The following is a 14,856-nucleotide window of genomic DNA, read 5'->3' as shown; positions in this document are numbered from 1 at the left end:
AAAAATCAGGTATTCATTGCGTCGAAGAAGTCCTGATTGGTCTTGCTGTACTTCAGCTTGTCTTGCAGGAACTCCATCGCGTCCTGCGTACCCATGGGGTTCAGGATGCGGCGCAGCACCCACATCTTGGCCAGGGTGCCACGGTCCACCAGCAGTTCTTCCTTGCGGGTGCCGGACTTGGTGATGTCGATGGCCGGGAAGACGCGCTTGTCGGAGAGCTTGCGGTCCAGCACGATCTCGCTGTTGCCGGTGCCCTTGAACTCCTCGAAGATCACCTCGTCCATGCGGCTGCCGGTGTCGATCAGCGCGGTGGCGATGATGGTCAGCGAACCGCCTTCCTCGATGTTGCGCGCGGCGCCGAAGAAGCGCTTGGGGCGCTGGAGGGCATTGGCGTCCACGCCGCCCGTCAGCACCTTGCCGCTGCTCGGCACCACGCTGTTGTAGGCGCGGCCCAGGCGGGTGATCGAGTCGAGAAGGATCACCACGTCGCGCTTGTGCTCGACCAGGCGCTTGGCCTTTTCCAGCACCATCTCCGTGACCTGGACGTGGCGGGTGGCCGGTTCGTCGAAGGTGGAGGCCACGACCTCGCCGCGCACGGTGCGGGCCATGTCGGTCACTTCCTCCGGGCGCTCGTCAATGAGCAGCACCATGAGGAAGACTTCAGGATTGTTGGCCGTGATGGACTTGGCGATGGTCTGCAGCATCATCGTCTTGCCGGTGCGCGGCGGGGCGACGATGAGGGCGCGCTGGCCCATGCCGATGGGCGAGATCAGGTCAATGACGCGGTGCGTCATGTCCTTCATCGGGCCCTTGTTCTTGGAATCCGCCTCCATCTCCGCGTTCTCCATCAGGAGGCGGCGGGTGGGGTAGAGCGGCGTCAAATTGTCGAAGTTGATCCGGTGGCGCAGCGCTTCGGGCGGCTCGAAATTCACCGAATTGATCTTGAGCATGGCGAAGTAGCGTTCGCCATCCTTGGGGGCCCGGATCTGGCCTTCCACCGTGTCACCCGTGCGCAGGCCGAAGCGGCGCACCTGGGCGGGGGAGACGTAGATGTCGTCCGGGCCGGGCAGGAAGTTGGCCTGCGGGCTGCGCAGGTATCCGAAGCCGTCGGGCAGGATTTCCAGCGTGCCTTCGCCGTAGATCGCCTGGTCATTGTCCGCCAGGGTCTTGAGAATGGCGAACATCATGTCCTGCTTGCGCAGGGAGGAGGCGTTCTCGACCTGGACTTCCTCGGCGAAGGCGAGGAGTTCGGGCGGCGTCTTGGCCTTGAGTTCGGAAAGATGCATGGCGGGGACGTGTTCCGCGGGTGTTGGCGCGACGCCTCTCTGGGGCGGGGTCCGGCCGGGCCGGCGGGGGAGACATCTGCGCGGAGGAAGGGCCGGGGGCCTCGCGGGCGCGCCGGTGGCTTGACAGTTAGGGGCGGCCGCGCCGCCCGTCAACAAGGCCGATCAAAACGGCTTCACGATCACCATGAGGACGATGACGATCATCAGCACGGTCGGCACCTCGTTCATGATGCGCCAGTGGCGCTGGGGGAACAGGCGCTCGTCGCGCTCGAAGGCGCGGCGGTGCTTCGCCAGGTACATGTGGAACCAGGTCATCGCCAGCACCGAGGCCAGCTTCAGGTGCCACCAGCCCTCGGTCCAGGAGACGGCGCCGGGCGTCAGCACCAGGATGACGCCGAACAGCCAGGTCGCGATCATGGCGGGGTTCATGATGGCGCGCAGCAACAGGCGTTCCATCTTCTTGAAGCGCTCATGCTCCCGCCCCGCGCCGGGCTCGATCTCGGAGTGATAGACATAGAGGCGCGGCAGGTAGAACAGCCCCGCCATCCAGGCCATCACGGCCATCAAATGCAGGGATTTCACCCAAAGATAGAAGGGCGCCAGCGCGTCTATGGTCATGCGCGCATATGAACGGGAAGGCCCCGGCGCGACAAGCTACGCCTCCTGCCGTGCCCGCCCACGCCAATCCGCCAGCACCGTTTCCAGCGTCTGCTCGATGGTGAATTCCGGCGCCCAACCCAGCAGGTCCCGCGCCGCGCGGGGGTTGCCGCTGGCGCTGGGCACATCGGTGGGGCGCAGCAGGCCGGGACTGGTGCGGATGTCGATGGGGCGGCTGGCCCGCGCCCGCAGCGCCTCCAGCATGTCGGCCACGCGCTGGGGGTGGCCGGTGGCGAGGTTGAAGGCGGCGCCGTTCGGCAGGGCGTCGAAACGGTCCAGAGCAAGGGCATAGGCGCGGCAGACGTCGCGCACATCCAGCATGTCCCGCCAGCGGTCCAGCGCGCCCACCTCCATGACGGGGGGCTGCAACCCGGCCTCGATGCGCGCCACCTGGCGGGCGAAGGCGGGCAGGACGAAGGCCGGTGCCTGGCCCGGGCCGCTGTGGTTGAAGGGGCGCAGGCGCAGCGCCCTCAACCCGCGCAGCGCGGCCTCGCCCACCGCCAGGTCCGCGGCCGCCTTGGAGGCGGCATAGGGGTTGGCCGGGCGCATGGGCGCGTCCTCGTCCAGCGGCAGGCCGCCCTGGAAGGACAGCCCATAGACCTCGGCCGTGGAGGCGAAGACGCAGCGGCATTCCGGCGCCGCCACGCGCACCGCCTCGGCCAGCCGCAGCGTGTGGCCGAGATTGACCTCCCACACCGCCAGCGGGTCCTGGAAGGAGCCGCCCACGGAGGAAAGTGCCGCCAGATGCACCAGCCCATCGGGCCGAAGGGCGGCCAGCGCCGCCTGCAACCCGGCGGAATCCTCCAGGGGCAGTTCCACCGCCTCATCCCAGCCGGCGAGGGCCGCGCCATGCCGCACCCCCATCAGCCGCGCGGCCGGAAAGCAGGCCCGCAGCGCGGGCAGCAAATGGCGGCCGACGAAACCGGAGGCCCCCGTGACGAGGATGCGCTTCATCCCTGATGGATAGCAGGATTCCGGGCACCATGCACCGCTGGCCTTCCGGGGCCGGCGGGATTACACGGGCGGCCATGGACGCCACCTCCGCCCCGCGCCGCGCCGAGATCGCCCGCCGCACCTCCGAGACCGACATCCGCGCCACCCTCGTGCTGGACGGGCAGGGGCAGGCCGAGATCGCCACCGGCGTGGGCTTCCTCGACCACATGCTGGTGGCGCTGACGCGCCATGGCCTGCTGGACCTGGCGCTGCAGGCCGATGGCGACCTGCACATTGATTTCCACCACACCACCGAGGATTGCGGCATCGTCCTCGGCCAGGCCATCCGCCAGGCGCTGGGCGACAAGCGCGGCATCCGCCGCTTCGGCCATGCCCTGGTGCCGATGGACGAGGCGCTGGCCGAATGCGCCATTGATATCTCGGGCCGCCCCTACCTCGCCTGGAGCGTCACCTTCGCCCGCGACAAGGTGGGCGCCATGGACACGGAACTCTTCGAGGAGTTCTTCCGCGCCCTGGTGATGAATGCGGGCCTCACCGTCCACATCACCCAGAAGGCCGGCACCAACGCCCACCATGTGGCCGAGGCCTGCTTCAAGGCCTTCGCCCGCGCCCTTCGCATGGCGGTCGAGACGGACCCGCGCGCGCCGGGCGCCATTCCTTCCACCAAGGGCTCGCTGGAGGGGTGATGCGCGTCTGGACCGTCCACCTTCCGCCCGGCGCGGCCGCCGGCTCCGTCCCCAGCACCGCGAAGCCGGGCCGCGCGCCCGTGCTGCTGCGCGAGGGCTGGTCCTTCTGGGCCTTGATTTTCGGCCCGCTCTGGCTGCTGCGGCATGGCTGCTGGGCGCTGGGGCTGGCCTCGCTCGCCCTGCTGCTGGGCACCTCGCTGCTGCCCGCGCCCTGGGACATCGCCGTGGCGGCGGCGTTGCACATGGCGCTCTGCCTGCACGGGCAGGATGCGCGGCGCTGGACGCTGGCGCGGCGCGGCTGGAAGCTTGTGCATGTCGTGGCCGGGGCGGATGAGGAAACGGCGACCTTCCGCCTGATCCATGCCGAACCGCGCCTGGCGCGGCTTTTCGCCGGGGAGGCCGCATGAAGACCGTGGCGCTGATTGATCCGGGCTCGGGCAACCTCGCCTCGGTGCGGCGGGCGCTGGAACGCGCGGCCGATGCCCCCATGCAGGTGGTGCTGGTGCGCGAGGCCGCGGCGCTGCGCGGGGCGGATGCCATCGTCCTGCCCGGCCAGGGCGCCTTCGCCGCCTGCCGCGCGGGGCTGGACGCGCTGGAGGGCATGGTCTCGGCCCTCTACGAACATGTGCTGCGGCGCGGTACGCCCTTCCTGGGCGTCTGCGTGGGGCTGCAATTGCTGGCCGAACGCGGGCTGGAGCACGGCACCACCCCCGGCCTCGCCTGGCTGCCGGGCGAGGTGGCGGCGATGGACCCGCGCGCCCCCGATGGCGCCCCGCTGCCCCTGCCGCAGATGGGCTGGAACGGTCTGGACTTCACGCCCGGCATCCATCCCTTCCTAGAGGGCATCGAGCCCGGCGACCGCGCCTATTTCGTGCACTCCTACGCCTGGCAGGGTGCCGCGCCGGCGCAGCTTCTCGCCACCACCGACTATGGCGGGCCGGTGCCGGCCATCCTCGGCCGCGACAACATCGTGGGCACGCAATTCCACGTGGAAAAGAGCGGCCCGGTGGGGCTGCGCATGCTCTCCAACTTCCTGCGCTGGTCGCCATGAGCGCCGTGCGGGAAATGAGCGTCGAGCGGGTGGAGGTGCTGGAGCCGCACGACATGGCGGACCTCTGCGACGCCACCAACGCGGCCATCGTGGATGGCGGCGGCTTCGGCTGGCTGGAGGCGCAGAGCCGGTCCTCCCTTGAACGCCATTTCGGCGGCATCCTGCTCATCCCGGACCGCGAATTCTTCATCGCGCGACTGGATGGCGAGGTGGTGGGCAGCGCCCAGCTCATCCGCCCGCCGCGGCACAACGAGGCCCAGGCCTTCACCGCGCAACTGGCCCATGCCTTCATCGCCCCCTATGCACGCGGCTTCGGCCTGGCGCGGATGCTGGTGCGGCGGGTGGAGCAGCGGGCGGCGACGCTCGGGCTGCGCGTCATCAACCTCGATGTGCGGGCCACGCAGGAAAGCGCCATCGCGCTGTTCGAGGGGCTGGGCTACACGCGCTGGGGCACCCACCCGGCCTATGCGCGGGCCCATGGGCAGACCATTCCGGGCTACTACTACTATCGCATCCTCGAAGTGCCGGGCGGGCGCAGCACCGCGGCCGCGCTGGGACATATCGCATGAGCAGCTTCACCCTCTACCCGGCCATTGACCTCAAGGGCGGCGAGGTGGTGCGCCTGAAGCGCGGCGACATGAACGAGGCCACCGTCTATGCCGCCGACCCCGGCGTGCAGGCCCGCGCCTTTGCCGAGCAGGGCTTCCGCTGGCTGCATGTGGTGGACCTGGACGGCGCCTTCGCCGGCAAGCCCGCCAATGCCGAGGCGGTGGCGCGCATCCTGGCCGCCGCGCCCGGCATGCCGGTGCAGCTCGGCGGCGGCATCCGCAACATGCCCACCATCGAGGCCTGGCTGGCCGGTGGCGTCACGCGCGTGATCCTGGGCTCGGTCGCGGTGAAGAACCCCGCTTTGGTGCGCGAGGCCTGCCGCGCCTTCCCGGGGCGCGTCGCGGTGGGCATTGATGCGCGCGGCGGCATGGTGGCGACCGAGGGCTGGGCCGAGACCAGCACCCTCTCCGCGCGCGACCTGGCGCTGCACCTGGAGGATGCCGGGGCGGCGGCCATCATCTACACCGACATTGACCGGGACGGCATGCTCTCGGGCGTGAACCTCGACGCCACGCGGGCGCTGGCGCGGGCGCTGGAGACGCCCGTCATCGCCTCGGGCGGCGTGGCCTCCATCGAGGATGTGCGGGCGCTGAAGGCGGCGGAGGAGGATGGCATCGCGGGCGCCATCCTGGGCCGTTCGCTCTATGAGGGGCGGATCGAGGCGGGGCCGGCGCTCGAGCTGGCGGCGGCGTAAGCCCACCGCCTGAAACCATCGCTTGACCGGGGGCCGAAAAGAAAACATTCACCTCGCCCCAGGGTGATCCGGCGCCCTGGATGACCGGGACATTCATCCACAGTGCTCGCGCTCCGCATCATCCCCTGCCTGGACGTCAAGGAAGGCCGCGTCGTGAAGGGCGTGAACTTCGTCTCGCTGCGCGACGCGGGTGATCCCGTCGAGCAGGCCCGCGCCTATGACGCGCAGGGGGCGGACGAGGTCACCTTCCTCGACATCGGCGCCACGCATGAGAACCGCGACACCATGCTGGACGTGGTCTCGCGCACGGCGGCCGAGGTGTTCATTCCCCTCACCGTGGGCGGCGGCGTCCGCAGCGTGGAGGACATCCGCCGCCTGCTGCTGGCCGGCGCGGACAAGGCCAGCATCAACTCCGCCGCCGTGAGCGAGCCCGAGCTGGTGCGCCGCGCCGCCGAGGCCTTCGGCAGCCAGTGCATCGTGGTGGCGGTGGATGCGAAGCGCGTGGCGGAGGGCCGCTGGGAGGTCTTTACCCATGGCGGCCGGCGCGAGACGGGCATTGACGCCGTTTCCTGGGCCGAGCGCATGGCGAGCCTGGGGGCGGGCGAAATCCTTCTCACCTCCATGGACCGCGACGGCACCAAGCAGGGTTTCGACGTGGAATTGCTGCGCCAGGTCACGTCGCGGGTGCGGGTGCCGGTGGTGGCCTCGGGCGGTGTGGGTTCGTTAAGCCATTTCGCGGAAGGTGCGGCGGCGGGGGCCACCGGCCTGCTGGCCGCCAGCGTCTTCCATGATGGCGTCTACAAGATCCACGAAGCGAAGGATGCGCTGGAGGCCGCGGGCTGGCCCGTGCGCCGCCTGCGGGAGATGGCGTGATGGCGAAATCCGTGAAGCCCAAGGCCGCGCCCAAGGTGAAGGCAAAGGCGAAGCCCAAGGCGAAGCTGCCCCTGCCCAAGGATGTGCCGGCCAAGAAGACCCGCCTGTCCAAGGCGGTGCTGGCGGCGGAGCGCGCGCATCTGGTCACCTACACCCCGCCCGAGGATGGCGATGCGCGGGTGCTGGACCGGCTCTGGGCCACCATCGAGAGCCGCCGCGTCTCGGGCGACAGCACGCTGTCCCACTCCGCCCGGCTGCTGGCGCGCGGCACGCCCAAGGTGGCGCAGAAGCTGGGCGAGGAGGCGGTGGAGCTGGTCATCGAGGCCGTGGCCCACAACAATTCCGCCATCGTGAGCGAGAGCGCGGATCTGCTCTACCACCTCATGCTGCTGCTGGTGGATGCCGGCATCCGCCCCGACGAGGTCTGGACCGAGCTGCGCCGGCGCGAGGGCATCTCGGGCATCGTCGAGAAGGCGTCGCGGCCGCGGCCCAAGGCGCTGCTGGCCATCGCGCAGACCACCAAGCTGCCGTGAGCGGGACGGCGGCGCGCTACCGCCGCTTCGCCACGGACGAGGCGGCCGGGCGCTCGCCGCTCTATGAGGCGCTGGCGCTGGGCGTGGCCGGCGACGCGGACATACTGGCCTTCCTCGATGCCCTGCCGGAGCCGCGGCGCCAGCCCAACCTGCTCTTCGCCGCCTTCCGTCACCTGCATGGCGTGCCCACGGGCTTCGACGCCTTCCGCGCCGCGCTGCTGGCGGCACCCGGCCCGCTGCGGGCCGCGATGCTGGCCCGCACCACCCAGACGAACGAACCGGGGCGCTGCGCGGTGCTGCTGCCCTTCCTGGCCGCCTTGCCGCAGCCGCTCGCGCTGATCGAGGTGGGGGCCTCGGCCGGGCTCTGCCTGCTGCCGGACCGCTATGGCTACGATTATGGCGGGGCGCGGCTGGGCGAGGGGCCGCCGGTGCTGCCCTGCGCGCTGCGCGGCATGGCGCCGCCCGTGGCGCTGCCGCGCATCGCCTGGCGCGCGGGGCTCGACCTCAACCCGCTCGACCCCGCCTCGCCCGAGGATGCCGCCTGGCTGCGGACGCTGGTCTGGCCAGAGCAGCGGGGCCGGGCCGAAAGGCTGGACGCCGCGCTGGCGTTGGCGGCCGCGGACCCGCCCCGGCTGGTGGCGGGCGACCTGCGGCGGGACCTGGCGGCGCTGGCCGCCGAGGCCCCCGCCGGCACCACCCGCGTCATCTTCCACACCGCCGTGCTGGCCTATCTGCCGGACCCCGCCGACCGCGCCGCCTTCATGCGCGAGGTGGGCGGCCTCTGCGATGTCTGGATCGCCAATGAGGCGCCGGGCGTGCTGCCCGGCCTCGCGCCGCCCGGGCCCCCGCCCGCCGCGGGGCGCTTCCTGCTGGCGGTGAATGGCGTGCCCCGGGCCTGGACCGACCCGCACGGGGCTGCCATGGAGGTCTTCCCCGACCCGTCCTGAAGGAGAGCCCGCCATGCCCGTCTCCGGCCTGCCCCCTATGACCCGCAGAACATCTTCGCCCGCATCCTGCGGGGCGAACTGCCCTGCAAGCGGGTGCACGAGGATGAATTCGCCCTCGCCTTCCACGACATCGCCCCCCAGGCCCCGCTGCATGTGCTGGTGATCCCGAAGGGCGCCTATGTCAGCGCCGCCGATTTCCACGCGACGGCGCCGGAGGCCGAGATCGCGGGCTTCTGGCGCGCCGTGGCGAAGGTGGCCAAGGATCTGAACCTCGAGGAACCCGGCTACCGCCTGCTGGCCAATGTGGGCCATGACGCGGGGCAGGAAGTGCCGCATTTCCATGTGCATCTCTTCGCCGGCAAGCCGCTCGGGCGGATGCTGGGCTGACACCCCCGCCCGGTCTATGCTGGGCCCATGAGTGGCAACCCTGAGCAGGAGGCCCGCGCCGCGCTGGACGCGGTCGGCCAGCTTCCGGACGATGAGATCGACATCGGCGCCGCCGCGCTGCAATTCGCGCGCATTGACGCGCCCGATGCCGATTGGCGCGCGGCCGGCGGCCTGCTGTCCGACCTGGCGCGCCAGGCGGTGGAGGCCGCCACCGCCGATGCGCGCGCCGATGCCGGCGATGTGGAGGCGCGCCGCGCCACGCTGGCCCGGCTGCTGCACACCGACTGGGGCTTCGCGGGCGATACCGCCACCTATGACGACCCCCGCAACGCCAACCTGATCCATGTGCTGGAACGCCGGCGCGGCCTGCCCGTGGCGCTGGGCATCCTGTGGCTGCATGTGGCCGATGCGGCGGGCTGGGCCGCGCATGGGGTGGACTTCCCGGGCCATTTCCTGGTGGCGCTGGGCAGCGCCCGCGGGCCCGCCCTGCTGGATGTGTTTGGCGGCGGCGTGGCGCTGGGGGCGCCGGAGCTGCGCGGGCTGATCAAGGCGGTGGAAGGCCCCAAGGCCGAGCTGCGGCCCGGCCTCGTTGTGCCCATGACGCGCCGGGCCGTGCTGCTGCGTTTGCAGAACAACATCAAGCTGCGCCGCCTGCGCGCGGGGGATCTGGAGGCCGCGCTCACCTGCACGCGGGACATGCTGCGCATCGCCCCCGACCACGCGGCACTCTGGCGCGAGGCGGGGCTGATGGAGCAGCGGCTGGACCGCATCGGCGCCGCGCTGGCCAGTTTGGACCGTTCGCTGGAACTGGAACCGGAGGGCGAGGCCGCGAGCCGCATCCGTGGCCTGGTCGAGGAACTCCGCAACCGCCTGAACTGAAAGGCCCGCCATGCCCGCCCCGGAAGTGCAGATCGACGTGGAGGCGGAAACGGGCATCTGGCGCACCGATGGCCTGCCCATGGTCTACACGCCCCGCCTGTTCCTGGTGAACATGCAGCGCGGCATGGAGGAGGCGATGGGCGAGGCGGCGGTGCGCGACATGCTCTATCGCTCCAGCGAGAGGTCGGCCGTGCAGTGGTGCCGCCACCAGGCCGCCGAACAGGGGCTGGGTGGGGAGGAGGTGCTGCGCCACTACATCCGCCGCATGTCCCAGCGCGGCTTCGGCCAGGTGGAGCTGGCGGCGCTGGACGTGGCGGCGGGCACGGGCACCCTCCTCGTCCGCCACTCCGCCTTCGCGCTGGGCTATGGGCCGGAGACGGGCCGCGCCGTCTGCCACATCTTCACCGGCAGCTTCGCGGGCGGCATGCGCCATGTGCTGGAGGCGGCGGGCGTGGCGGGGGAGCCGGTCTGCGAGGAGGTGGAATGCATGGCCGCCGGCGCCTCGCTCTGCCGGTTCGAACTGCGCCTCGCGGCGATGGCGGAGGGGCCGCCGATCGGATAAGTTTTCTGTAACCCGGATGTCGGAGATTGCGACGCCATGGCCCCTATCCTCTCCATTGGCCGCGTCGCGCTGGGTTTTCTGCTGCTCATGCTCGTCGCCGCCCTTCCCGCCGCGGCTCAGCCCGCCGACCGTCTCGCGGAGATCCGCGCGCGGGGTTCCCTCGATGTCTGCATCTGGCCGGAATATTTCGCCATCTCCTGGCGGAACCCGCGCACCGGGGCGCTGGAGGGGCTCGACATTGACATGGCGCGCGCGCTGGCCGCGCGGCTCGGCGTCCAGGCGCGCTTCGTGGAGACCAGCTTCGCGGCCTTCATGGACCGGATCGAAGGGGGCCAGTGCGACATCGCCATGATGGCGGTGGGCATCACCGAGGCCCGCGCGCAGCGGGTGGATTTCAGCGCGCCCTACCTCGCCAGCCCCATCTACGCCGTCACGACCAGCACCCATCCGGCCATCCGCGCCTGGGCCGACATTGACCGTCCCGGCCATGTGGTCGCCGTCGCCGCCGGCACGGTGATGGAGCCCGTGATGCGCGAGACGTTGCGCCACGCCACGCTGCTGGTGGTCCCGCCGCCCCGCACGCGTGAGGCCGAGGTGCAGTCCGGCCGCGCCGACGTCTTCATGAGCGACTTTCCCTACACGCGCCGCACCCTCGCCGCCCATGCCTGGGCGAAGGTGATCGACCCGCCCGGCCGCTTCGGCGAGACGCGCTATGGCTGGGCCCTGCCCCAGGGCCAGCCCGCCTGGCGGGCCGAGGTGAACGCCTTCCTCGCCGCCATCCGGGCCGATGGCACATTGGCCGCCGCCGCCGCGCGACATGACCTGACACCGATCCTGATCCGACCCTGATGCCGCCGCGCGCCCGGCCCTTCGCGGTGCTGCTGGGGCTTGGTCTGGCCCTGGCGGCCGCGCTGCTGCTGGTCTTCCTGCTGCAAAGCCATCGCGGCACCCAGCGCGCCACCCAGGAGGCCGAGCGGCTGACCCAGGCGCTGGCCCTCAGCATCGCCGACCAGATGGCGCGCACCGTCGAGCCCGCGGAAATCCTGCTGGCCGACATCATGGCGCGCCACAATGGCGGGGGGCCGCAGCGCCTCTCCCCCAGCATGGGCGAATTGGCGCGCGACATGCCGCAGATGCGCGCCCTGCTGGTGACCGATGCCGAGGGACGCGTCACCGAGGCCAATGTGGCGGCCCTGCTGGGCCACGAGCTCGGCGGCCGCGCCTGGTTCCAGGAGCTGTGGGCGCGGCCGGGCACCCTGCTCTTCCTCGCCCCGCCGGAGCCGGGGCGGCTGCTGGACGGCACGGCGCCGCCCTGGCCGGCGCGCTGGACCCTGCCCGTGGCCATCTCCCTGCGCGATGCCGAGGGGCGCTTCGCCGGCGCGGCGGTGGCGCTGCTCAATGCCGAATACGTGACCGCGCTGGCGCTGCGCCAGGCCGAGGCGCTGAACGTCCTCATCCGCCTCTACACCTTCGAGGGGGTGATGGTGGCGCGTGGCGACGCAAGGCGCCCGGGGAATGGCGACGCCACCCTGTCCGGCATCGGCGAGGCCCACCCCGCCGCCTGGCCCTTCGCCCGCTTCCTGCCGCGGCGCGAGGTGGGCACCCACACCGGACCCGACGGCTTCGGCGCCGAAGTCTCCGCCGGCTTCGCGGTGACGCCCCAGCTTCCCCTTGTGGTGGAGGTGGCGCAGCTTCGCGAGGTGGCGCTGGCCGGCGTGCGCGAGCAGGACATGGTCTTCCTGGGCGCCATCGCCGCCGTCACGCTGCTGGCGCTCACGGCGGTGCTGGTGCTGTGGCGCCAGGGAAGGCGCCTCGCGGAAAGCGAGCGCGCGGCGCGGGCGGCGAGCGAGGCCAAGCAGGAATTCCTGGCCTCCATGAGCCACGAGATCCGCACGCCCGTCTCCGGCGTCATCGGCCTGTCGGAGCTGATGATGGAGACGCCGCTCTCGCCCATGCAGCGCCGCTATGCCGAGACCATCAACGGTTCCGCCGCGCATCTGCTCACGCTGCTGAACGACATCCTGGACTTCTCGAAGCTGGAGGCCGGGGCCGCCACGCCGGAATCCGTGCCCTTCCGGCTGGAGGAGCAGCTGGGCGTCATCGTGGAACTCTTCGCCGCCCCCGCCGCCGCCAAGGGGGTGGAGCTGGTCTGCCTGCCCGCCCCCGGCCTGCCCGACCGCGTGCAGGGCGACCCGGCGCGCTTCCGGCAGATCCTGTTCAACCTGGTGGGCAATGCGGTGAAGTTCACCGAGACCGGGTGGGTCCGCCTCGCCATCGCCGCCACGCCGCTGCCGGGGAACCGCTGCCATTTGGTCTGCACCGTCAGCGACACGGGCATCGGCATAGACCCCGCGCGCATCCCGGCCCTGTTCGACCGCTTCAGCCAGGCCGATGCCTCCATCCGCCGGCGCTATGGCGGCACGGGGCTTGGGCTGGCCATCTCGCAGCGCCTGGCGGAGCTGCTGGGCGGCACCATCGAGGCGGCGCCGCGCCCCGGCGGGGGCAGCGTGTTCCGCCTGCTGCTGGACCTGACCGTGCTGCCGGGCGAGGCGCCGCCCTGCCAGCTGGCGGGGCGGCGCGCGCTGGTGATCGAGACGTCGGCGGTGCAGCGCCAGGCGCTGGCGCAGCAGCTGGAGACGCTGGGGCTGGTGGCGGTGACGGCGACGACGGTGGAGCAGGGGCTGGCATCCGGCGGCAAGGGTTTCGACCTCGTGATCCTGGGCGCCGGCCCGGAGGAGGTCACGCCGGCCCAGTGCCTGCGCGCGGCGCTGGGCGAGGGCACGCCCCTGATCCGCTTCGGCCAGGCGGAGCCCGGCGCCCCGCCCTCGCCGCCGGGCCTGTTCCAATCCGTCCTGCTGAAGCCCGCCTTGCCCGCGCGGCTGCGCGAGGCGCTGGCCCAGGCCTTCCGGCGCGAAGCCGCGGCGGCACCCCAGGCCCCCGCCGTCCCGCCGCCCGGGCGGGCGCTGCGGGTGCTGCTGGCCGAGGACAACCCGGTGAACCAGTTCGTGATGAGCCGCATCCTGGAAGCGGCGGGCGTCAGCGTGGAGGTGGCGGCGGATGGCCATGCCGCCGTGCGCCAGGCCGCGCTGAGCCGCTTCGACGCCATCATCATGGACATGCAGATGCCCGAGATGGACGGGCTGGCCGCCACCCGCGCCATCCGCGCCGGGGAAGGGCCCAATGCCGCGGTGACCATTATCGGCCTGACGGCCGCGGTGGGCCCGGAATATGCGCGCCAATGCGAGGAGGCGGGCATGACCGCCTACATGACCAAGCCCCCCGACCGCGCGGCGCTGCTGAAGCTGCTTGGAGTTTGACGGGACTCTACAGCTGCTCCTCCACCGGCAGGCGACGCACCACGGCGGCGGTGGCGCGGCGCCAGAAGCCCGCCATGGGCTCGCGCCGCCACAGCCTGCCGTCATTCTCGCGCCAGCCCAGCCGGCCCTCTTCCCACACCACCTGCCAGCTCCGGCTGGATTGGGCGAGGCGCGCATGTTCCGCCGCCACCTCGCTGGCCACGCCGCGGTGGCGCACGAAGGCGCCCATCTCGGTGTTCAGCGCGGCCGAGCGCGGGTCGAGGTTGAAGGAGCCGACGAAGGCCAGCACTCCATCCACCACGAAGGCCTTGGTGTGCAGTGAGGCCCCGCGCGAGCCGAGCAGCGATGCGCGTTCCTCGCTGGGCGTGGGCTTGAGTTCGAACAGCGTCACCCCGGCATCGAGCAGGGCGCGGCGATACTTCGCGTAGCCGCCATGGACGGCCACCACATCCGTCGCGGCGAGCGAATTGGTCACGACCGAGACGCGCACGCCACGCGCGCGCAAATCCCGCAGCAAGGCGAGGCCCGCGCGGCCGGGCACGAAATAGGGGGAGATGAGCAGCGCCTCCTCCCGCGCCACGCGCAGCGCATCCGCGATCTCGGCCGCGATGCCGCCGGCCGCGCGCGCCCGCTTGCGCGCGCGCAGCCCCCGCCGCGCCTTGTCGGGCGGGTCGGAGACGACCTGGATGCAGCGGGCCTCCACCTCCGTCAGGTCCAGCCAGCGCGGCATGGCGTTGGCCGGCGGCACGAGCGGGGTGGCGGCCTCATGCCGCGCGCGCGCCCGCGCGAGTTCGCGCCGCAGGGCCGGCAGGCTGCGGGGCAGGGCGGCGGTTGTGGTGACCTTGGCGGCGGGGCGGGAGAGGTTGCTGTTCCAGTATCGGTTGAACACGGCCGTGGCCTGGGACGCCGCCTCGCCCATGATGGCGATGTCGAGGTCGCGGAAGGCGACCGCGCCTTCCTCCACCTGGTCGAAATACTCGTCGCCGATGTTGCGGCCGCCCACGATGGCCAGCCGCCCGTCCATGATCCAGTTCTTGTTGTGCATGCGGCGGTTCAGGTGCCAGCCGCCAAAGGCCATCTCCAGCAGCAGCCCGAGGCGCCCGAAGCGGCGCCAGCGCGTCGCGTTGAACAGCCGCACGGCGATGTTGGGGTGCGCGTCCAGCGCGCCCAGCACACGCTCCCGCCCCAGCGCGTAGACATCATCCAGCAGCAGCCGCACCACCACGCCGCGATCGGCCGCGGCGAGGGTCTCGGCGGCGAGCAGCTGTCCCGTCACATCGCCGCGCCACATGTAGTATTGCAGGTCCAGCGTGTGGCGCGCCGCGCGGGCGCTGTCGGCGCGGATGTGGAAGGCGGTGGCGGCGTCGGGCAGCAGGGCCACGCCATCGGTGGTGAGGGGCCCGTCCTGGGCCATGGCAATG

Annotated in this window: 16 protein-coding genes and 1 pseudogene; 13 read left to right on the top strand and 4 right to left on the bottom strand. The window is 71.8% G+C overall.

Annotated elements, in window-relative coordinates; all coding sequences use genetic code 11:
• Positions 1-5: 5 nt before the first annotated feature.
• From rho to ICW72_RS12565, 3 genes are all read right to left on the bottom strand, one after another.
• Complete coding sequence (gene rho / locus ICW72_RS12575) at positions 6-1,286, bottom strand: transcription termination factor Rho (protein ID WP_191083023.1); 1,281 nt, start codon at positions 1,284-1,286, stop codon at positions 6-8.
• Positions 1,287-1,448: 162 nt separating this feature from the next.
• On the bottom strand, positions 1,449-1,904 hold the full coding sequence (gene hemJ, locus ICW72_RS12570; protein ID WP_191083022.1) for a protoporphyrinogen oxidase HemJ: 456 nt from the start codon (positions 1,902-1,904) through the stop codon (positions 1,449-1,451).
• A gap of 36 nt (positions 1,905-1,940) precedes the next feature.
• Positions 1,941-2,897: a GDP-mannose 4,6-dehydratase gene (locus ICW72_RS12565; protein WP_191083021.1), complete on the bottom strand. Its 957-nt coding sequence runs from the start codon at positions 2,895-2,897 to the stop codon at positions 1,941-1,943.
• Positions 2,898-2,971: 74 nt separating this feature from the next.
• Here ICW72_RS12565 and hisB point away from each other — a divergent pair, with 74 nt between their 5' ends.
• The 13 genes and pseudogenes from hisB (at position 2,972) to ICW72_RS12500 (ending at position 13,435) form a co-directional block, all read left to right on the top strand.
• Positions 2,972-3,583, top strand: a complete 612-nt coding sequence (gene hisB / locus ICW72_RS12560) for an imidazoleglycerol-phosphate dehydratase HisB (RefSeq protein ID WP_191083020.1) — start codon at positions 2,972-2,974, stop codon at positions 3,581-3,583.
• The gene (locus tag ICW72_RS12555; protein ID WP_191083019.1) at positions 3,583-3,990 is read left to right on the top strand and encodes a DUF2628 domain-containing protein; all 408 of its coding nucleotides are present in this window, start codon (positions 3,583-3,585) and stop codon (positions 3,988-3,990) included. Before hisB ends, ICW72_RS12555 begins: the two co-directional genes overlap by 1 nt.
• Positions 3,987-4,634, top strand: a complete 648-nt coding sequence (hisH, locus tag ICW72_RS12550) for an imidazole glycerol phosphate synthase subunit HisH (protein WP_191083018.1) — start codon at positions 3,987-3,989, stop codon at positions 4,632-4,634. Before ICW72_RS12555 ends, hisH begins: the two co-directional genes overlap by 4 nt.
• Positions 4,631-5,203: a GNAT family N-acetyltransferase gene (locus ICW72_RS12545; protein WP_223880565.1), complete on the top strand. Its 573-nt coding sequence runs from the start codon at positions 4,631-4,633 to the stop codon at positions 5,201-5,203. The genes hisH and ICW72_RS12545 overlap by 4 nt, the downstream gene beginning before the upstream one ends.
• On the top strand, positions 5,200-5,937 hold the full coding sequence (gene hisA / locus ICW72_RS12540; RefSeq protein WP_191083017.1) for a 1-(5-phosphoribosyl)-5-[(5-phosphoribosylamino)methylideneamino]imidazole-4-carboxamide isomerase: 738 nt from the start codon (positions 5,200-5,202) through the stop codon (positions 5,935-5,937). Before ICW72_RS12545 ends, hisA begins: the two co-directional genes overlap by 4 nt.
• Before the next feature lie 102 nt (positions 5,938-6,039).
• Positions 6,040-6,810, top strand: a complete 771-nt coding sequence (gene hisF, locus ICW72_RS12535; RefSeq protein WP_191083016.1) for an imidazole glycerol phosphate synthase subunit HisF — start codon at positions 6,040-6,042, stop codon at positions 6,808-6,810.
• Positions 6,810-7,343: a phosphoribosyl-ATP diphosphatase gene (locus ICW72_RS12530; protein WP_191083015.1), complete on the top strand. Its 534-nt coding sequence runs from the start codon at positions 6,810-6,812 to the stop codon at positions 7,341-7,343. Before hisF ends, ICW72_RS12530 begins: the two co-directional genes overlap by 1 nt.
• Entirely contained in the window at positions 7,340-8,290 is a 951-nt protein-coding gene (locus ICW72_RS12525) for a DUF2332 domain-containing protein (protein ID WP_191083014.1), read from the top strand. Before ICW72_RS12530 ends, ICW72_RS12525 begins: the two co-directional genes overlap by 4 nt.
• 13 nt (positions 8,291-8,303) lie before the next feature.
• Positions 8,304-8,677: pseudogene (locus ICW72_RS12520) on the top strand (histidine triad nucleotide-binding protein).
• A gap of 27 nt (positions 8,678-8,704) precedes the next feature.
• Positions 8,705-9,556, top strand: a complete 852-nt coding sequence (locus ICW72_RS12515) for a SirB1 family protein (protein WP_191083013.1) — start codon at positions 8,705-8,707, stop codon at positions 9,554-9,556.
• Positions 9,557-9,566: 10 nt separating this feature from the next.
• A complete protein-coding gene (locus tag ICW72_RS12510) occupies positions 9,567-10,118 on the top strand; it encodes a DUF5943 domain-containing protein (protein WP_191083012.1) in 552 nt (183 codons plus the stop codon).
• Positions 10,119-10,154: 36 nt separating this feature from the next.
• On the top strand, positions 10,155-10,967 hold the full coding sequence (locus ICW72_RS12505; RefSeq protein ID WP_191083011.1) for a substrate-binding periplasmic protein: 813 nt from the start codon (positions 10,155-10,157) through the stop codon (positions 10,965-10,967).
• Positions 10,967-13,435: a hybrid sensor histidine kinase/response regulator gene (locus ICW72_RS12500; RefSeq protein ID WP_191083010.1), complete on the top strand. Its 2,469-nt coding sequence runs from the start codon at positions 10,967-10,969 to the stop codon at positions 13,433-13,435. The genes ICW72_RS12505 and ICW72_RS12500 overlap by 1 nt, the downstream gene beginning before the upstream one ends.
• A gap of 7 nt (positions 13,436-13,442) precedes the next feature.
• Here the strand turns inward: ICW72_RS12500 and ICW72_RS12495 are convergent, their stop codons facing one another.
• Positions 13,443-14,849 carry a phospholipase D family protein gene (locus ICW72_RS12495; protein ID WP_191083009.1) on the bottom strand — a complete coding sequence of 469 codons (1,407 nt, stop codon included), beginning with the start codon at positions 14,847-14,849 and terminating at the stop codon, positions 13,443-13,445.
• Positions 14,850-14,856 lie beyond the last annotated feature (7 nt).

Source organism: Roseococcus microcysteis (assembly GCF_014764365.1).
GTDB classification, from domain to species: domain Bacteria; phylum Pseudomonadota; class Alphaproteobacteria; order Acetobacterales; family Acetobacteraceae; genus Roseococcus; species Roseococcus microcysteis.
Note: the sequence above shows the minus strand (reverse complement) of the source record. Positions and strands in the feature narration are given on the sequence as shown.